General features: G+C 38.1%; 16 protein-coding genes. 4 read left to right on the top strand and 12 right to left on the bottom strand.

Translation table 11 applies throughout. The annotated features are described in order from the left end of the window. Positions 1-23 precede the first annotated feature (23 nt). A complete protein-coding gene (locus CLV62_RS00585; protein ID WP_110308842.1) occupies positions 24-1,820 on the bottom strand; it encodes a MutS-related protein in 1,797 nt (598 codons plus the stop codon). Between the two features lie 373 nt (positions 1,821-2,193). Here CLV62_RS00585 and CLV62_RS00580 point away from each other — a divergent pair, with 373 nt between their 5' ends. Continuing rightward, positions 2,194-3,606, top strand: coding sequence for an aminotransferase-like domain-containing protein (locus tag CLV62_RS00580; protein WP_110308841.1), 1,413 nt, complete (start codon positions 2,194-2,196; stop codon positions 3,604-3,606). Here CLV62_RS00580 and CLV62_RS00575 read toward each other — a convergent pair. The 11 genes from CLV62_RS00575 to lon form a co-directional block, all read right to left on the bottom strand. After that, positions 3,603-4,793: an aminotransferase-like domain-containing protein gene (locus CLV62_RS00575; protein WP_110308840.1), complete on the bottom strand. Its 1,191-nt coding sequence runs from the start codon at positions 4,791-4,793 to the stop codon at positions 3,603-3,605. The two genes, CLV62_RS00580 and CLV62_RS00575, sit on opposite strands and share 4 nt — an antisense overlap. A 217-nt stretch (positions 4,794-5,010) precedes the next feature. Continuing rightward, positions 5,011-5,733 (bottom strand): DNA repair protein RecO, encoded by a 723-nt coding sequence (recO, locus tag CLV62_RS00570; RefSeq protein WP_110308839.1) that lies wholly within the window; start codon positions 5,731-5,733, stop codon positions 5,011-5,013. Positions 5,734-5,841: 108 nt separating this feature from the next. Beyond that, positions 5,842-6,513, bottom strand: coding sequence for an OmpA family protein (locus CLV62_RS00565; protein WP_110308838.1), 672 nt, complete (start codon positions 6,511-6,513; stop codon positions 5,842-5,844). A 27-nt stretch (positions 6,514-6,540) separates the two neighbouring features. Continuing rightward, entirely contained in the window at positions 6,541-6,870 is a 330-nt protein-coding gene (locus CLV62_RS00560) for a hypothetical protein (protein WP_110308837.1), read from the bottom strand. Between the two features lie 93 nt (positions 6,871-6,963). After that, positions 6,964-9,399, bottom strand: coding sequence for a type I DNA topoisomerase (gene topA / locus CLV62_RS00555; protein ID WP_110308836.1), 2,436 nt, complete (start codon positions 9,397-9,399; stop codon positions 6,964-6,966). Between the two features lie 252 nt (positions 9,400-9,651). Then, complete coding sequence (locus CLV62_RS00550) at positions 9,652-10,602, bottom strand: glycosyltransferase family 2 protein (protein WP_110308835.1); 951 nt, start codon at positions 10,600-10,602, stop codon at positions 9,652-9,654. A 3-nt stretch (positions 10,603-10,605) separates the two neighbouring features. Beyond that, entirely contained in the window at positions 10,606-11,133 is a 528-nt protein-coding gene (locus CLV62_RS00545; protein ID WP_110308834.1) for a DUF4199 domain-containing protein, read from the bottom strand. An 88-nt stretch (positions 11,134-11,221) separates the two neighbouring features. Next, entirely contained in the window at positions 11,222-12,301 is a 1,080-nt protein-coding gene (locus tag CLV62_RS00540; protein ID WP_110308833.1) for a GyrI-like domain-containing protein, read from the bottom strand. A gap of 75 nt (positions 12,302-12,376) precedes the next feature. Beyond that, on the bottom strand, positions 12,377-12,646 hold the full coding sequence (locus CLV62_RS00535) for a zinc ribbon domain-containing protein (RefSeq protein ID WP_110308832.1): 270 nt from the start codon (positions 12,644-12,646) through the stop codon (positions 12,377-12,379). Positions 12,647-12,777: 131 nt separating this feature from the next. Beyond that, a complete protein-coding gene (locus tag CLV62_RS00530) occupies positions 12,778-13,230 on the bottom strand; it encodes a GNAT family N-acetyltransferase (protein ID WP_110308831.1) in 453 nt (150 codons plus the stop codon). A gap of 131 nt (positions 13,231-13,361) precedes the next feature. Beyond that, the gene (gene lon / locus CLV62_RS00525) at positions 13,362-15,845 is read right to left on the bottom strand and encodes an endopeptidase La (RefSeq protein ID WP_110308830.1); all 2,484 of its coding nucleotides are present in this window, start codon (positions 15,843-15,845) and stop codon (positions 13,362-13,364) included. Between the two features lie 177 nt (positions 15,846-16,022). Between lon and CLV62_RS00520 the strand changes: the two genes are divergently transcribed. The 3 genes from CLV62_RS00520 to CLV62_RS00510 all read left to right on the top strand — a co-directional run bounded on the left by CLV62_RS00520 (position 16,023) and on the right by CLV62_RS00510 (position 18,862). Continuing rightward, positions 16,023-16,742, top strand: a complete 720-nt coding sequence (locus CLV62_RS00520) for a tRNA1(Val) (adenine(37)-N6)-methyltransferase (RefSeq protein ID WP_110308829.1) — start codon at positions 16,023-16,025, stop codon at positions 16,740-16,742. Between the two features lie 521 nt (positions 16,743-17,263). Beyond that, positions 17,264-18,022, top strand: a complete 759-nt coding sequence (locus CLV62_RS00515) for an SDR family NAD(P)-dependent oxidoreductase (RefSeq protein ID WP_110308828.1) — start codon at positions 17,264-17,266, stop codon at positions 18,020-18,022. A 105-nt stretch (positions 18,023-18,127) separates the two neighbouring features. Further along, positions 18,128-18,862: a hypothetical protein gene (locus tag CLV62_RS00510; protein WP_110308827.1), complete on the top strand. Its 735-nt coding sequence runs from the start codon at positions 18,128-18,130 to the stop codon at positions 18,860-18,862. Positions 18,863-18,864 lie beyond the last annotated feature (2 nt).

Below are 18,864 nucleotides of genomic sequence, written 5' to 3'. Positions count from 1 at the left end.
TAACCGTTGGCTGATAACTGAAACTACAATCCTGTTATACCCATTTTCTTCATCAGGAAGCAGGCATTCATATTCTGAGCTACCCCTTCGCGTATCTTGTATGAGAATGTTAACTGATCGTTGGTGATATCCGCCTCAAAACGATAGTCTTTGACATTATCGGGATATTCCTGCTCCAGATTTCCCAGTAACAAATCGTGAGTTGCAATGATACCGTTTCCGTTGAGTGAGATCAATTGTTTCATCAAAGCCATAGAGCCTTTCTGTTTGTCTTCCGAATTGGTTCCTTTTAAAATTTCATCTAAAATTATAAATAATTCTTCACCCGATTGCAGGCGATCTATAATCATTTTCAAACGTTTTAATTCGGCAAAGAAGTATGATTCGTTATCAGCCAGAGAATCGGCAGTACGCAAATTCGTAACTAATCTACAGGGATAAAACGATAAAGATTCTGCACATACGGGCAAACCTGTACAAGCCAGAGTATGATTGATACCGATGGTACGCAGATAAGTACTTTTACCCGCCATATTGGCTCCTGTGATCACTAAGAAGTAAGGTGTCTTAGAAATATTGACATCATTGCGTACGCATATATCTCTGTGTAGCATAGGATGTCCTAATGCTTTACCTTCGAAAATGAATTTGTCGGCAACCTTTGGATACGTATAATCGGGATGATTAAATGCAAATGTGCCCATAGATACAAGCATATCGAATTGTGCAATGGCTTCGAACCACTGTTCTATTTCCTGTTTGTATTTTTCAGTCCATTGTTCTACTTTGATTGCATATTTTACATTCCAAAGCAAATAAGGATTGAACAGCATCAAGACAGGGAAAGTATAAGATACAGTAAGGTTATTATGATACGATTTTAATTGATTTATTGCATGCGAGGCATTCGTTATACCTTTCAACTGTGACTGAATGTTTTTTAGCTTGGCGGACTTAAGCTCTTCATCTTCAATGATTCTGAAAAGCTTTGAATATGTATCGAGTACCTTCGACTTTTCGTTGAAGGTTTCCATTATCTGAGCCACTTTTTTACCCGGAATGAAGCTTATACCCAATGTCAGGATATACACCAGCGAATAATATCCTCCAACTATAACATCGAAATAAATAAGTAGCCCGAATATGATATGGATGAGGGGTATGATGTAAACCATACTTTTCCATAAAATGCTATTTTTCAATATAGAAGGACGTTTAAACGATGCCGAAAAATCTTTTGAATTCAGGCTGTCTGCTTCGCTCATTTGACCTATTGCTCTGAAATGAGCCAGTAGTTTTGCTTTTTGTTTAAGTTCTTCTACAGCTTGCTGTTGATCTAAGATGTCTTTTTTATTTTCGAAAGGATGTATGAATATATTGGCGAGGGTATCCTTCCCGAAGGAAGTAACAGTTCTGTTTATAGACTGAAAGAAAGACCTTTTGCCGAATAGATCGAGATCGAGGCTGAAACTATGTTCGGCATCTGCTTTCTCGGGAGCCCCATCGAATGCCGAAAAGTCATAATTTATACCTTTCAATTCATTTTGAGCATTTACTATCTGCTGTTCGCAATAGCTCTTTTTTATAAATAATTTATTGTGGTGTTTCATTAATGCCAGAAACGCTATGATAAAGGCAATAAGAGTGATTATAACGGATGTTGTATCGCCCCACAAAATATAGGTACTTACTATGGCGGCTATGGAAATAATCAATCGTATGGTTCCTACCCAGAATATTACTTTCTTTAGTTGACCGAGTTCATTATCGTACTTATTGATGATATTCGAATAATGAGACTGTACTTCGCTTATATTCATTATGAAGTCATTTACGTTAGTTGAAAAATTATTAAGTTCGCAGAACTATTTATTGCATTGGCAAGTGCAATAGTAATAGATAGTTATGATTCCAAAATATAGCATTAAATATTTTCTTTTACTTAATATATCAATGGGATTAGTCGGTTAATATCTGAAAAGCCAACATCTAACACATCCGGTATACTAATTAAGGGACAAAGATATAATAGAAAATGAAATTTTGTTTCATTTATTTGTGGCAAAGCTAAGGGTTTAAGCTATACTGTTTGAGTAATTCTTTCATATATTTGATAGTTTTGCTGAAAGAACATTAAAAATAGGGTAGGGATGCAGATGTAAAATTGATATATTTGCAGGATACAGATTGATTATGAAAAGAGAAATTCTATATCAGAAAATAGCCGGTACAATCGCCCGTCAGATAAAAGCGGGTATCTGGAGAGTAGGCGATAAACTTCCTTCTTTGCGTACTATCAGCAGAGAAAATGGTATCAGCTTAAATACGGCGATACAAGCATATTATGAATTGGAAAAAGAAGGTTTTATTGTTGCATCGCCAAAGTCAGGATATTTTGTTAATTACAAACCTTTACGTTTATCGGCGCCTGCCACAACGCAACCTCCAACCAAAGATACGGGTGAGGAAGAAGATTATTTAATATCGGAAGTTTACCGTTCTATAGAAGATTTGTCAATCACCCGTTTTTCTATGGGTGTTCCCGAAGATATTCTTTTGCCAATCGCAAAACTCAACAAAGAACTTATAAGAGCTATGCGTTCACTTCCCGGCAGTGGAACACGATACGAGGATGCACAGGGAAGCCTCAAGTTAAGAAACGACATAGCCCGGTTTACATATAATTGGAATGGAAATTTAACGGAAGAAGATATTGTAATTACGGCAGGGGCAGGAAATGCTACTTCGCTGGCATTATTGGCAATTACACAAAGAGGCGATACAATTGCCGTCGAAAGTCCTGTATATTTCGGCATACTGCAGTTGGCGAACAGTTTGGGGCTCCGTGTTTTGGAGTTGCCCACAAATCCCATTGTCGGAATTGATCCCGATGCTCTAAAAAAAGTGTTGCCACAGATTAAAGCGTGTATACTCATAAGTAACTTTAGTAATCCTATGGGATGTTGCATGCCGGAAGAAAACAAAAAAGCCGTAGTGAAAATGCTGGCGGACTATAATATTCCGCTGATCGAAGATGATTTGTATGGTGATGTTTTCTTTGAGAACTCCCGACCCAAACCATGTAAAGCCTTTGACGAAGAAGGACTGGTTCTTTGGTGTAGTTCTGTGTCTAAAACGTTGGCTCCCGGCTACAGGGTTGGCTGGATTGCTCCCGGTAAATTCAAGAATGCGATTATCCGCCAAAAAAAGATTCATCTAATATCTACACCCCCCTTAACCCAAATGGCTGTTGCCAATTTTATGGAAAACAGCAGATACGAAAATCATCTGCATAGGTTAAGAAGGGAGCTACACTCGAACAGCCTTCATTTTGTACAGTCCATTATAGATTATTTCCCGGAAGAGACTAAAATTGTGCGTCCGCAAGGTGGCTTTATGATCTGGGTCGAATTAGACAAAAAAATCGATACAACAAAGCTGTATTATGAGGCTATGCGTCAAAGAATAAGTATAGCCCCCGGTCGTATGTTTACTTTACAAGATCAGTTCAAGAATTGTATGCGCCTAAGTTATGGACAAAAATGGACTCCTGCTATTCAAGAGCGTTTAATGCTGTTGGGAGACATTATAAAGAAATCGATTTAACTTTTTACATATTGATTAATCACCTCTCCGATGGTTTTAAGCCCTATTCTGATTTTATCTTCCGGCATATTAGAATAATTGATCCTGAGTGTATTTTCCATCTTTCTATTTGGGAAAAAAGAATCGCCAGGCACAAATGCGATTTTTCTTTCTAGACACTTGTCTAGAATTTCACGTGCAGAGATGTTTTCGGGCAACTCTACCCATGTGAATAATCCGCCTTCGGGGTTGGTGAATTTTATATTTTCAGGAAAGTAAAGTTCTATACATTCAATAGCTATATCCTTGCGTCTTTTGTATACTTCTACTATTCTCTCGATATGTTTGTCGATGTCATACTGTTTCAGGTATTCGGCAATAATCATTTGGGCAATAGTATTGCACTGTAAATCTGTACCCTGTTTAACTAAGACGTACTTCTGGATGATGCTTTTGTCTCCGGCAATCCAGCCTATACGAAAACCGGGGCAGAAGATTTTAGAAAAACTTCCTGTGCATAGAGTATAACCTTTTGTATCGAACGAATTTATAGATGGTAAAGGTTTTCCTTCGAACCTTAATTCTCCGTACGGATTGTCTTCAATAACAATAATATTATATTTCGAAGATAATTCGGCTAATTGTTTGCGTCTTTCCATACTCCATGTTTTTCCTGTCGGATTCTGAAAAGTCGGTACAACATATATTAGCTTTATATTATTTGTTTTCTCTAAAACATTTTCCAGTGCACTCATTATCATACCATCCTGATCGGTTGGTATTTCGATGAAATTACACCCGTATGCTTTGAATGCACTGATTGCCGCCAGATATGTGGGACTTTCGCAAAGAACGACATCTCCCTCGTCAAGAAAAACTTTGCCGGATAAATCCAAAGCCTGTTGAGAACCATGAGTTATCAGGATATTATCTTCATCGAACGATGTTCCAAGTTGTATATTCATCCGATTGGCAATCCATTCCCTCAGTGGTTTATAGCCTTCGGTTGTGGTGTATTGAAGAGCTTTTGCTCCGAATTCTCTTAGAACTATCTGGTTTATTTCATTAATTTCTTCAATAGGGAAAAGTTCCGGTGCAGGTAATCCCCCGGCGAATGAAATTACATCTTCCTTTTCTGTAACTTTAAGTAGTTCTCTTATTTCTGAAGCTTTTATGTTGGACATTCTTTTTGCAAATTGTATCTGCATAATTTTTTGATGTATTTGGAGGTTCAAATCTGATTTTAAGTAGCAATCGCAAAGGAAATAAAAAAAACAAAGAGGAAACAGATATAATTTTTTCTATATTAAGGGGTACAGATTTATTGTTGGAAGAATAAACTTTGTCTCTTTACATATGGATTTGTGGCTTTTATAAAATGCTTTTATACTGACTGGATGTCATGCCGGATAGAGAGGGGTACGCTTAAAATAATTCGTGCAAAATATCCAGTGATTTGAGTGGCTGAAAATCGTGTAAATGAATACGATAATATTCGAGCATACGGTTTATGATATTCTGCCGGTCTTGTCTCGATAATAAGAATAAGTGCATATTCTCATACGATATTCTGGATAATAAAGATAATACTTTACTGTCAACCTTATTTACATAATGGTTGTGCAAGGGTTGATTACTCACGAATATACCGTTCAGCATATCGAAGTAATCGTTATTATGATAATCTTCCAGGTTTGGATAAAAGCCTAGAAACCGGGTCAGTTTCAACATGAATACCAGATGGTAGTTTGCCAAACCTTTTTCGGACTCTTCCAATACTTGTATCGAATGACTCAGGAAATTGTATATGATTTCGTACTCATCGGTATCTTTTAGTATTCGGCTCAGAAATTCGGATAGGAAGAAAACAATGGATGTTTTCACCATGTTTCCCGAAATAGAATACAAAGGATAAAGTATATGTGCCTCCCGTATGCGCTGAATATCGCGTGAAGCCTGATGCTCTGTCTCCATATCGAGTATAGACAGGGGTGCAAAAAGTGATTTCTGTACTTTTGTCGATTTACTTCGTGACTTGGGAACCATATACGTAACCCGTCCAAAAGCACTGGTGTATACCGAGGCAAGCAGATACTTGTCGTTATAGTTTATCGTATTGAGCACTATGGCTTGAGTCTTATGGAGCATTGATAAAAAGATACGTATGGTGCAAATTTACTCATTTTGGCAGACGAAAAAAATCCCTGATGTAATTAACATCAAGGATTTTGTATTATGGTGCGATAAATATCTAAATTATTTACCTGCTTGAGCGTCTTGAATCATTTTTTCGTTCGGATGGATATATACTTCCACACGACGGTTTTGAGCTTTTCCTGCAGAGGTATTATTGTCTGCAACAGGTTGTGCTGATCCCATACCCGACGATGTCATACGGTTGCCTGCAACACCTTGTTGTAAAAGAAAGTTATAAACGGCTTGTGCACGTTTTTCGGATAACGGGTTATTGATAGCGTCAGAACCTGAACTATCTGTGTGACCTGTAATCTGAATATCGGTATCGGGGTGATTTCTCAATGATGTAGCAAATTGACTAAGAGCACTTTGTGATGCTGAATTCAATGAGCTGGAATTAGTTGCAAATAATATACCCGATTCGAATGTTACTTTGATAGCTTGTCCGTCATTAACAGACTCTACCTGAGCACCATTTATTTTTTCTAATTCTTCTTTTTGCTTGTCCATCTTGTTTCCGATGATCGCACCGGCTCCGCCACCTACAACGGCACCTATACCTGCACCCCAGGCTGCACCTTTGCCACCACCCAGAATTGCACCTATACCTGCACCTAATGCACCACCTGCACCTGCACCAACACCTGTTCCTTTAACTGTGTTGCTTGCACCACAACTAGATAATAATAATGCTGCGGAAAGAGCTAATGCTCCAAAAATGTTCTTATTCATAATCAAAATATTTTTATTTTAATTTTCTTATTCAAAAATGTCTATGGACTCGCAATATGCCAGTTCTCCTTGTATTATAAATGTGATTTCATCAGCAGTGAAATCCTTCAGTTTGTCTTTCTTAGTATTTTTCAGGACAAAGGCAGTCAATTCATCCTCATCGATGTCTATAACCTCGTCATCGGACGAACTTTCGTCCAATAAACCTTTGTCTTCATAAAATTCGTATATAATATCAATGATGTAATTGATTTCATCATTTGAAAATTTGCCTTTCAATTCTTGAGGGAGGTAGTTCTGTATATATTTTACAGCATCATCTTCATCATAACCTATTGGATCTATTTCAGCACTCATATGATATTTTATATTTAAATTTTTAATATTCGATTATATTATAACAATCCTTTATAACCAATGTTCACGCAATGTGAGATTATAAACAGGTACTTACTTTTTGGGAGCTTTAGCTTTCTTTTCTTTAGCTTCTTCTTCCAATACCTTTTTCTTTTTCTCGGTTACTTTGGTCTTTTTCTTTTCTTTTTTCTCAACCTTGGTTTTAGTTTTACTTTTGGTTGTTTTGATTATCTCCATACATTCTTTTAAGGTAAGAGCTGCAGCATCCACTGTTTTTGCAATCTTATAATTTTTCTCCTTATAGGCTATGTACGGACCGTAACGACCATTCAGTATCTGAACCGCATCTTTCCCATCTTTTCCATCTTTTCCTTCGAAAATTTTGATCAGTTTTTCTCTGTCTTGCTTTCTTTTAGCTTCGATGAGTTCGATAGCCTCTTCTTGGGTTATGGTGTATGGATCGGCATCTTTGGGTAGCGATATGAATTTGCCGTCGAACTTAATATAAGGACCAAATTTACCAATGGAAGCGGTCAGTTCTTTTTCTTCGTATTCTCCGATAGGGCGGGGCAGATCAAATAATTTGATAGCTTCTTCTATGGTGATTGTTCCTAAGGATTGTCCTTTGCGCAGAGATACAAATCGGGGTTTCTCTTCATCGTCCTGAGTACCCAATTGAATCATAGGACCAAAGCGTCCGATTTTTGCTGAAATCTGTTTCCCCGATTTAGGGTCTATACCCAAAATACGTTCACCAACTTTATGATCTTCGTGAGTGTTGAGAGCTTCCTCTACAACGGGATGGAATTTCTTATAGAAACGATCAATCATATCCGTCCATACTTCGGCGCCTACCGCTACGTAGTCAAATTCTTTTTCGACATCAGCAGTAAAGTTGTAATCCAAAATACGTGGAAAGAATTCGGTCAGATAATCATTTACAACTATTCCCGTATCAGTCGGTTTTAGTTTATTCTTATCTGCACCTGTTTTTTCGGTTTTGATAGCGTCTGTTATTTTGCCTTTTTTCAAATGCAAAACATTGTATTCGCGATCAGTACCTTCTATATTTGTTTTCTCAACATATTCTCTGTTCTGAATTGTTGAAATGGTCGGTGCATAAGTCGATGGACGACCGATTCCCAGTTCTTCGAGTTTCCTTACCAGAGAAGCTTCCGAATACCGGGCAGGGCGTTGCGTGAAACGTTCTGTTGCAGTAGATTCTTTCAAATCGAGAATATCCTTACGCATGATGGGAGGTAGCAATGTACTCTCTTCGTTATCCGCAGGTTCATCATCGGTACTTTCGAGGTATACGCGAAGGAATCCGTCAAAGGTGATAACCTCACCGCTTGATACGAATTTTACATCTTCGTCCTCAAAAATATTGATGGTAACGGTTGTTCTTTCAAGTTCCGCATCAGCCATTTGAGAGGCTATGGTGCGTTTCCAGATAAGTTCGTATAGCTTTTGCTCTTGTGAAGTACCCGTTGTTTGATGGGCGTTCATATAAGTGGGACGTATAGCCTCGTGAGCTTCTTGTGCTCCTTTGGATTTAGTCGAAAATTGTCTTGTCTTAACGTATTTTTTACCATATGCTTCTCCAATTTCAGCTTTCGAGGCATTGATTGCCAGTGACGAAAGATGCACGGAGTCGGTACGCATATAAGTGATTTTTCCCGATTCATACAGTTTCTGAGCTACCGACATGGTTTGCGAAACAGAAAATCCCAATTTACGGGCAGCTTCCTGTTGAAGTGTAGAAGTCGTAAACGGAGCAGCAGGCGATTTTTTTGCTGGTTTGGTAACAACGCTGTCTATGGTGAAAGCGTTGATGCCTTTGAGTCTGTTTAAAAACTCCAGAGCTTCCTCTTTTGTTTTTAATCGCTTATTTAATTCTGCATTTATCTGATAAGGAGTACCTCCTTCTTTTTTCAGGAAAGTAGCTTGTACACGATATGCTGCTTCGCTTTGGAAAGCGTCTATCTCGCGTTCTCTTTCGGTAATAAGCCGTACTGCTACCGATTGTACACGTCCCGCCGAAAGGGCAGGTTTAATCTTTCTCCACAATATAGGAGATAGTTCAAAACCTACAATACGATCCAGTACACGGCGTGCTTGTTGTGCATTAACCAAATCTCTGTTTATTCTTCGCGGATTTTCTATCGCATGAAAAATAGCATTTTTGGTTATTTCGTGAAAAGCAATTCTATGATATTGCTTATCCCTTAAGCCCAGAGTTTCGTATAAGTGCCACGAAATAGCTTCTCCCTCGCGGTCTTCATCGGAAGCCAACCATACAACATCAGCTTTATTTACCGCAGCTTGGAGTTCGGATACCAATTTTTCTTTATCTGCCGGTACTTCGTATAGCGGTCTGTAACTGTTCGCTAAATCAATACCCAAGTCTTTTTTCTTGAGATCACGGATGTGCCCGTAGCTGGACATCACTTTGTAATCCTTGCCCAAAAACTTTTCTATTGTTTTTGCCTTAGCAGGAGATTCCACTATAACTAAATTTTTCTGCATTCGATGTTATTTTTTGTATTCATACAATGAAACGGCAAAAGTAATCAAATTGTTTATTATACAAGCCGTTTTTTTCTTTTTGTAAAAGAATCATACATCACCTCAATTGATTAACATCATTTTGTTTTGATTGATTGAGTTATTCATTTACGGTTTTACCGAAGTAAGCAATACGGTCTGTTTATTGCTCTGCTTCTCAGTCATGGCCGATAGGGAGTTGTATTGAAGAAAATAATAAGAAGGTCTGAGACCTTATAATATTTGAGTTTCGATCTTGTAATCGTTTCGCCCGGCTGAATTTCTCGATATAAGCTCGCCTATAAATCCGGCGAGAAAGAGTTGCGTACCCAATATCATGGTGGTAAGCGATATGTAAAAGTAGGGCGAGTCTGTAACCAATCCGTAAGGCATACCGTTAGTCATGGCATACATCTTGGATGCTCCTATCCATATAACGGCAATAAGCCCGATGAAGAACATAAAACTACCCATAAGACCGAAAAAGTGCATAGGCTTACGTCCAAAGGCGGAAAGAAACCACAAAGTCAGCAAATCGAGATAGCCGTTAAAAAAACGGCTGATACCGAATTTACTGCTGCCATATTTTCGAGCTTGGTGATGTACCACCTTTTCCCCAATACGGTTAAAACCTGCAATTTTTGCCAGATATGGTATGTAGCGGTGCATATCGTTGTATACCTCTATGTTTTTTACGACATCTATACGGTATGCTTTCAATCCACAGTTAAAGTCATGCAGGTTGATGCCCGATACTTTGCGTGCGGTTGCATTGAATAGTTTGGTGGGGAGTGTTTTGGTGATCGGGTCGTATCTCTTTTTCTTCCATCCCGATACTAGATCGTAGTTTTCGTTAACGATCATATTATACAGAGCAGGAATTTCTTCGGGACTGTCTTGTAAGTCGGCATCCATGGTGACAACCACGTCTCCCTGAGCGATTTCGAAAGCACAATGTAAGCCGGGCGATTTTCCGTAATTGCGGCGAAATTTTATTGCTTTTACATGGGGTGATTTTTCCTTTAATTCTTTTATCACCTGCCACGATCTGTCGGTACTCCCGTCATCCACAAATATTACCTCATAAGAGAAGTTATGTTCTGTCATCACCCGTTCTATCCAACTGTATAGTTCGGGCAACGATTCTTCTTCGTTGTATAAAGGGATGACAATTGATAAATTCATAACTTACATATTTTTAGGAGGATAATTTCTTTGGCGTGAAACAAAATACCCGAGTATCAAAGCCAGAAAAAATCCTATTATTATGTTTTGAAGAATAAAAGAGAAAATATAGTATACTCCCGTATATGAAAGAATCGTATCAAGTTGATTCATATATATGGCAGGCAGGTTCATTTTGCTAAGTTCGGTATAAATCTCATGATTCATCACGCTCACTATTCCCGGATTTAGCACCAATAAATGAAGACTGCTGATTACCGTCTCGAAGAGAGAGGCAAAGATGAAAACTGTGATCGTAAAAAGGATACTCCTTTTATAGGTAATAATACCTTCAAGTTCTTTATCTCTATATCTGCATAGTAAAGCATATGCTATTAATGGTGTACCGATACTCAGAATACTATTGATATATTTACTTATTTCGGCATATTCGCCTCCAATGATAAACAGATATTTGAATATCCAGAATAATCCCAATGGGATTGCATAGTTCATGGCAGTAGAAGCCATGCTCTTTTTGTTTTCGCTCATAATTTTTAATAACGGTCGATGTAATTACAATGCGAAAGTAGCAAAAAAAGAGTAGATATAAACAAAGTGACATTACTTCCTTTTACTTTTATAATACAGGTATGTATATTTCGGTAATAATGTCTTCTTCTTTTACTTTGTCGGGATCGGTTGTATACTTTTCGAAGAAAGTGGCTTTTCTCAATCTATAGTTTGATGTTGGTAACCATCCGAACCAGATGTTTTTGTAGTAGTCGTTTAAGCCTTTGTATGATCCTTTGTGTGTGAAAACGGCATATTGTCCGCCCTTTATGCTTTTGCAACCTATTTTTCCAGTCGGGATGACCGGTTTATCGATCGTGAGACAGGCATAAAAGCGGCACTTGTTGGTTTGTGTAGTGTTAGGGTCGTCAAAACTGATTCCCAGCCATTCGTTGGATTCCCGTAATAAATTATTGTCTGCTGCAAATTGGTGAAGTTCTCCCCATGCACGTTTGTATACTTCCTTGGTTCCGTATGGGGCTATTACCCTTATATAGATAAGGTTCTTTTGCTCTATGTCGCAAATTTGCGGAGATAGTCGGTCACTATAGATTTTCTTATCAACCGATGCCAGTTTGTAAACACTGGGAGGTGTTCCGAAATGTTTTTTGAAAGCTTTGGAAAGGGCTTGTTCCGTATTATAACCTGCTTTCTCGGCTAGTGTGTTGAGGCTTAGTTCTGTTGTTTTAAGTTTTCCGGCAACGTATTCCAGTCTCAGGCGTTGCACGTATTCGCCGAGGTTTTCGCCTATGATAGCTTTAAATATACGGTGAAAGTGAAAAGGTGATACATTGGCAATTTGCGATAAAGTTGTAAGGTCGGGTTTTTCGTTCAAATGCTCATTGATATAATCAAGCACTTTATTTATCGACTTGTGATACTCCTTTTGCGTGTTTTCTTTTTGTGCCCATCGTTTTAGTGTAGGCAGTTTTTTTCTAAGATGATCTATGGCTTCGTTCGGTGTAATATCTGTCATGTATTTGGCACAGAGTTCTATCATTTCGTCCATGGTAGAGTCGGATGTGAATTGCCCGTTTTTGAAGCAATATTCACAATAGTCTTTTACTCTGATACCTCTTTTATCGGTGCCGAATTCATTTAATTGATGCAAAGGCATCCCACAACTTTGACAAATAGTATATTCCATAGAGTAAAAAAACTGTTTAAGGGTAGGGGCGTATGCAATACGTCCCTACGGTATCAATTTACAACGAATGCTTTTTCAGCTTTTCCAACGTAAAAGGGTAGGGAAGTGTTGCTTCATTCCTGCAATTGCTTCTTCTTTGGTGTATTTTATATCCGAATCTTTGTTGAATTCGTCTACGTATTCTGCACACTTAAGGATCATTTCGTCCATTGTTACATCGGCTGTAAATGCACCGTCTTTATAACAGTAGCTGCAATAGGTTGTATTTACCGATCCGTCTTTGTTTGTACTGTTAAATTCTGCTGACATAGGCATTCCGCAGCTTTGGCAAAAAGTTTGTTCCATTGTATTAATAATTAGTTGTTTATATTCGAAAGCAAAGATAGGAATATCTTGTTTCGATTTACTTATCCAATCTTGCTAAAAAAGAAAAAGGCAGATGTTTTACTTTCTGTCTTTTGTCTGTAATCAGCATATTATTGCAACGATTTGCTCATACAAATGCTTTCGGGATTATCGGCATACTGTCCGTAATTGGGTATTTGGGTGTATCCCATCTTCTTATATAGATGTATGGCTTCGAGCATTTTGTAACCTGTTTCGAGAACCGCAATCGAAAAGCCTTTTTCCGCAGCCCATGATTCTACTTCTGTGAGCATTTTATTTGCAATACCTTTACTTCTGAAATCAGCATCAAGGTACATTCTCTTTATTTCCACCGTTTCGCTGTCAAGCTCTTTGAAGCAACAGCAGCCGACAGCTTTCTCGTTAGAATAAGCTATTACAACAGTCTCTATAAATGGAATCTTATTATAAATGTCATACTGAAATTGTGTATCACCATTGCGAATACTTAGTTCTTTGTCGAGTTCTGTAATAAGCTTCTTAAAATCGTTGTTCTCGCTATTGGTTCTTATCAGTTCTAGCATAATTTGGGGGGATGACGTGAGGTTATTATAACTGCCTTTATGTTTGTAGGGGTAAATCTATGTGTTTGCCAATATTAGGACAGACACATAGGTTTACCCCTACATTTTAATGATAGAAAGGTTTCAGACCTTTAATTATCTTTTTTCTCCGGTTCTTTCATCTCAAAACTCAGAGGGTTTTTTACCTTGTCTTTAAGAAGTGCAATTTCCAGAACCTCAGATATATCAGAAACATAGTGGAAAGTAAGTCCTTTCAGGTAAAGTTCTTTTATTTCCTCTATGTCTTTCTTGTTCTCTTTACACAAGATAATCTCTTTGATGCCTGCACGTTTAGCAGCTAAAATTTTTTCGCGGATACCGCCTACAGGAAGTACTTTTCCACGAAGAGTAATTTCGCCCGTCATAGCCAGATTGGGTCTTACCTTGCGTTGAGTAAATGCCGAAGCCAGAGAGGTTACCATCGTAATACCGGCAGAAGGTCCGTCTTTCGGAATAGCTCCTTCGGGTACATGCACGTGTACATTCCAGTTTTCGAGTACACTGTCATCGATGCCTAACCTTTGGTTGTGAGAATGTATGTATTCGAGAGCCAGCATAGCCGATTCTTTCATTACATCTCCCAGATTTCCGGTAAGAGTCAATTTACTTCCTTTTCCTTTGCTCAGTGATGTTTCAATGAATAGAATTTCACCACCGACCGAAGTCCAAGCTAAGCCCGTAACGACACCTGCATAGTCGTTGCCTTGGTATTCGTCTCTTGAGAATCTGTTTGCACCCAGATAATCCTTAAGGTTTGCAACATCCAGAGTCTTTGGGTATTCTTCTTTTAAAGCTACTTTCAGAGCCACTTTACGCATTATTTTAGCCAAAGTCTTATCTAATGAACGTACGCCCGATTCGCGTGTATAGTCTTCGATAATCTTTTCGATAGTCTTTTTAGGAATATCGATGTCCTCTTTCTTTAGACCATGATTTTCGAGTTGTTTCGGAATGAGGTGCTTGCGGGCAATCTCTACCTTTTCTTCCATAATATATCCGCTGATATCGATCAATTCCATACGGTCGAGTAGGGGTTGCGATATGGCCGAAACATTATTGGCTGTTGCAATGAACAGTACTTTCGACAGATCGTAATCGATATTCAGATAGTTATCGTGGAAAGCGAAGTTTTGTTCCGGATCAAGCACTTCCAAAAGAGCTGATGCAGGATCGCCTCTAAAGTCGTTACCTATTTTATCTATTTCGTCTAATACAAATACAGGGTTCGATGCTCCTGCCTTTTGTATGTTTTGAATGATACGTCCGGGCATAGCGCCTATATAAGTACGACGGTGTCCTCTGATTTCCGATTCGTCGTGCAAACCACCGAAAGATACTCTTACGTATTTACGGTTAAGAGCTTCGGCTACCGATTTTCCCAGAGAGGTTTTTCCTACTCCCGGAGGGCCGTAAAGACAGATAATAGGTGACTTAAGGTCGCCTTTCAACTTCAAGACGGCAAGATGCTCTATGATACGCTCTTTTACTTTTTCGAGTCCGAAGTGGTCACGATCGAGTACTTTCTGAGCGTGTTTCAAATTGAAATTGTCTTTGGTGTATTCGTTCCAAGGCAATTCCAATAGGGTTTGTAAATAGGTATATTGTGTAGAATAGTCGGGTGACTGAGGGTGTAGGCGTTCCAGTTTTTTAATCTCTTTGTCTACGCTTTCAGCTACTTTCTCATCCCACTTTTTAGTCTTTACTTTTTCTTTCAGATCATCAATGTCGGCTTGTTGAGGGTTGCCTCCCAACTCATCCTGAATAGTTTTGATCTGTTGTTGAAGAAAATATTCCTTTTGCTGCTGATTCAATTCCTCACGGGTTTTCATCTGGATATTCATTTTCATTTCCAGCATTTGAGTTTCCCTGTTCAGAATCATAAGCAAACGATAAGCTCTGTTTTTATCATCGTCAATATTCAGTAACTCTTGTTTTTCAGAACCCGACACAGGCAGGTTTGTACAGCAATAGTTTACCAGTAACGGTGATTTAGAGTTTTCGTTGAGCTTGGTTATTAAATCCTTGGGAGGATCGCCGTACATACGTAGCATATGTATGGTAAGGTCACGAATAGACTCTAAAAGAACCTGATATTCTTTATCGTCTTTTTCCGCAGCAGTTGTTTCTTTTATTGTATACTTAGCTTTCAGAAAAGGTTCGGTTGCAGTTAACTGATCTATTCTGAAACGCTTTTTCCCTTGTAATATAACTGTCAGATTGGGATCATTGGGTATATCAATGATACGGATAACTTCCCCGATGACACCAATGTCATATAAATCGTTTTGCTCGGGATCTTCTGTTTCTGCATCTTTCTGACAGACCATTCCTACAATGCCTTTCTTGTTCTTTAAGCTTTTGAGAGCTTTAAGTGACTTGGGTCGGGCTACTGTAATCGGAAGGCTGGTTCCAGGGAAGATGATAGTGTTTCGAAGTGCCAGAACCGGAATTTCTTCTTTCAGATACTTTTCGTCAATGTCAAAATCAACATTGCCTAATTCGTCTGAAACTATAGAAATTACAGGCTCAGAGTTCCCGTCAATACTAAAAAAATCTCTGTCTTTATTTTCAAACATTGTATGTTATTTGGTTTTATCCTGTTATGCTTCTTGTTATTTTTGAGGTGTGCAAAGTTAATAATAATAGCTAACTTTGCTTTACTGTTTAAGTTTAACAAATACTGTGCCAGTATAGTTTTGTTTGACTTTATAAAGGGGCGGTGTTGACAATTTGTCTATAACTTATTATCGATTATGTCTAATTCATACTTCAGCTTTAAGAAATTTACAGTCTGCCACGATAAATGTGCCATGAAAGTGGGCACTGATGGTGTCTTGCTTGGTGCCTGGGTTAAAATAAAAGAGGCAAAAACTGCTCTTGATGTTGGTACCGGTACCGGGCTGATCTCTTTAATGCTTGCCCAGCGTTCGGATAGTCTATTGTCTATTGATGCTATTGATATAGATGAGGGTGCAATACTGCAAACGACCGAGAATGTGGAGCAATCGTCTTTTAAGAATATAAGGTCTGTCCATTCTTCCTTGCAGGATTATGTAATTGACTGTGGTAAGCATTACGATTTAATTGTATCTAATCCTCCTTATTTTTCGTCTTCTTTGCATTCTCCATCCGGGCAGCGTACGCTGGCACGACATACCGATTCGTTGCCAATGGCAGAATTTATGAATATTTCAGCTCACTTATTGTCTCCTGACGGTTATTTATCCCTGATATTTCCGCACACTGAAAAAGAGTTATTGATAGAGCTGGCACAAAATGCAGGATTGTTTGTATCTCGAATAACGACTGTTTATCCGATGTCTCACTTACAAGCCAAAAGGGTATTGCTTGAGTTTTCGATGATAAAGCAGGATATTGAAGTTGCAGACTTGATTATAGAAAAAGAACGTCATGTATATACGGATGAATTTTCTGAATTCGTGAAAGATTTTTATCTCAAATTAAGGTCTTAGACCTTTTTATTGCTTTGGCAAGTGGATTAGCGATAGTTAGTTATAACTTTAAAATATAGCATTAAATATTTTGTATTACTTATAAGGTTTACTAAGGTTTCAGACTTCAATGCCATTCCCTAAATTTAAGCAGGCTTTTAATATTAAGTAAATGAAAGTTTTTAATGAGATACTTTCGAATTGTAATAAGCTATTGCTGTTGTGCTTACTAAAGCAATAAAAAGGTTTGAGACCTTAGAATGCGAGTGAGTTGTTGAGTTTATCTATAAGTAAACATTAAACGGATTCTTAAAAATAACAGAAAATAAACCTGTAAAAAAAGTGTTACTTTTGTCACTTTTGTTACTTTTTGAATTGTTATTCGTTGATTTGTAGCGGTTTGTGTAAATGTGAAAAGTGACACTTTTTAGTCATTTACCGGTTCCTTTTGTTACCTTAATTGTTTACTTTTTGTAATAACTGATTAACATTCATAAAAGAATTGTAAATTTAAGGTCTCAGATTTAAAATATAAAGCACGAATGAAAAAGATTGCATTAATAACCGGAGCTACTTCCGGTATAGGAAAGGCTACCGCCGAAAGATTGGCGAAAGATGGTTTTGACATTATTATCACCGGACGCCGAAAAGAAAAATTACAGGAACTGGAAAGTGTACTTCAAAAAGAATATAAGACAGAGGTGCTTTCTCTCGAATTTGATGTTCGTAATTATGCTGAGGTTGAAAAACATCTGGGCAGTCTTTCCGAAAGATGGAAGAATGTAGATGTGCTTGTGAATAATGCAGGCTTGGCTGTTGGTCTTAATTCTATTCAGGAAGGAGTCGTGGATGATTGGGAACGAATGATCGATACCAATATCAAAGGACTGTTATATGTGACGCGTATAATCTCTCCCCGTATGGTCGAACGTAAATCGGGACATGTAATTAATATAGGTTCTATTGCATCCAGAGAGGTGTATGCCAATGGTGTAGTATATTGTGCTACCAAGCACGCTGTAAAAGCATTGTCGGAAGGTATGCGTTTGGATATGGTTAAGTATGGTATTAAAGTAACTTTGGTCTGTCCCGGAGCTGCCGAAACTGAATTTTCGCTTGTACGTTTTAAAGGGGATGGGGATCGTGCGGATAAGGTATATGATGGCTTTGTGCCTCTTACGGCTGATGATGTTGCAGATGCTATTTCTTATGCGGTATCGGCTCCCGATCATGTAGACGTGCAAGATATATTGCTGATGGCAAAGGCTCAGGCCTCGGCTACAGTATTCCACAAGGAATAAAAAGGTCTGTGACCTTGAGTATGGAATTTTAGTGTTTACTTAATCTATATACTATATCTGTTGAGGTATAACTTAGGTATGTACACACTAAAATTTCACTTATCTATGAAAAAGTATTTCTCCCTTATCCTTCTCTTCGCTTGTATTCAAAGCCTTCGATCTCAAGAAAGTATTATCTGTCAATGGAAAATAGACTTTTTGATATCTCTATGGTATAATCAGATTGAAGATCATCAAGAATATAACTTATATAGGATTACTCAATCAGATGAACAGGCGTTCGATTGGGGTAATTGGATGAGCTTCAATCCGGATGGAACTTTTAGATCTTATTATACGGCTCCTTGCGGTAATGATTGTTTCCCGAATGTATATGGTCAATTTAAACTTTTAGATGACGATCGTGTTTTATTACATGTAGATTCTATTCTGATTGGTGGCTTTTGTAAGAATGAACAGTTTTATCCGAATAAAGATCTAGGTATATTTAAAATATTCCCTACAAATTCTGGCTTTAAGCTTATCAAAAGTGAAGCGTCTTTAGGCTCCGATTCCGAGAATCTGGCTTATTCGAGATTAATGGATAGTTTCGAATGGAATGGCAGTAATGCAGCAAAACAGAATCAGCTGAATTGGATACCTCTAAAAAGTAATAGTTTGGCCGACTTGATGAAGGGATTGGGCAAAGTAACCGGATATGATGCTGCCAAAATTAGAATCCTTTACAGTAAATACTTGGCGGCTGGTAAGGCTATTTTGTTTGAATATAATGGTGAAAAACGTTTAGCCTTTTACTATCCTCAGGCACTGCAATTTGCAATATTTGATGATCCTTTATAAGT

Origin of the sequence: Indolivaga alginatilytica, assembly GCF_003201355.1 — a bacterium.
In the GTDB taxonomy this organism is placed as follows: Bacteria; Bacteroidota; Bacteroidia; order Bacteroidales; family Dysgonomonadaceae; genus Dysgonomonas_A; species Dysgonomonas_A alginatilytica.
Note: the sequence above shows the minus strand (reverse complement) of the source record. Positions and strands in the feature narration are given on the sequence as shown.

Bases quoted from the DNA above. Each gene is read 5' to 3' on its own strand.
- CLV62_RS00585 (WP_110308842.1), bottom strand. From the start codon at position 1,820: ATGAATATAAGCGAAGTACAGTCTCATTATTCGAATATCATCAATAAG.
- CLV62_RS00580 (WP_110308841.1), top strand. From the start codon at position 2,194: ATGAAAAGAGAAATTCTATATCAGAAAATAGCCGGTACAATCGCCCGT.
- CLV62_RS00575 (WP_110308840.1), bottom strand. From the start codon at position 4,793: ATGCAGATACAATTTGCAAAAAGAATGTCCAACATAAAAGCTTCAGAA.
- recO (WP_110308839.1), bottom strand. From the start codon at position 5,733: ATGCTCCATAAGACTCAAGCCATAGTGCTCAATACGATAAACTATAAC.
- CLV62_RS00565 (WP_110308838.1), bottom strand. From the start codon at position 6,513: ATGAATAAGAACATTTTTGGAGCATTAGCTCTTTCCGCAGCATTATTA.
- CLV62_RS00560 (WP_110308837.1), bottom strand. From the start codon at position 6,870: ATGAGTGCTGAAATAGATCCAATAGGTTATGATGAAGATGATGCTGTA.
- topA (WP_110308836.1), bottom strand. From the start codon at position 9,399: ATGCAGAAAAATTTAGTTATAGTGGAATCTCCTGCTAAGGCAAAAACA.
- CLV62_RS00550 (WP_110308835.1), bottom strand. From the start codon at position 10,602: ATGAATTTATCAATTGTCATCCCTTTATACAACGAAGAAGAATCGTTG.
- CLV62_RS00545 (WP_110308834.1), bottom strand. From the start codon at position 11,133: ATGAGCGAAAACAAAAAGAGCATGGCTTCTACTGCCATGAACTATGCA.
- CLV62_RS00540 (WP_110308833.1), bottom strand. From the start codon at position 12,301: ATGGAATATACTATTTGTCAAAGTTGTGGGATGCCTTTGCATCAATTA.
- CLV62_RS00535 (WP_110308832.1), bottom strand. From the start codon at position 12,646: ATGGAACAAACTTTTTGCCAAAGCTGCGGAATGCCTATGTCAGCAGAA.
- CLV62_RS00530 (WP_110308831.1), bottom strand. From the start codon at position 13,230: ATGCTAGAACTGATAAGAACCAATAGCGAGAACAACGATTTTAAGAAG.
- lon (WP_110308830.1), bottom strand. From the start codon at position 15,845: ATGTTTGAAAATAAAGACAGAGATTTTTTTAGTATTGACGGGAACTCT.
- CLV62_RS00520 (WP_110308829.1), top strand. From the start codon at position 16,023: ATGTCTAATTCATACTTCAGCTTTAAGAAATTTACAGTCTGCCACGAT.
- CLV62_RS00515 (WP_110308828.1), top strand. From the start codon at position 17,264: ATGAAAAAGATTGCATTAATAACCGGAGCTACTTCCGGTATAGGAAAG.
- CLV62_RS00510 (WP_110308827.1), top strand. From the start codon at position 18,128: ATGAAAAAGTATTTCTCCCTTATCCTTCTCTTCGCTTGTATTCAAAGC.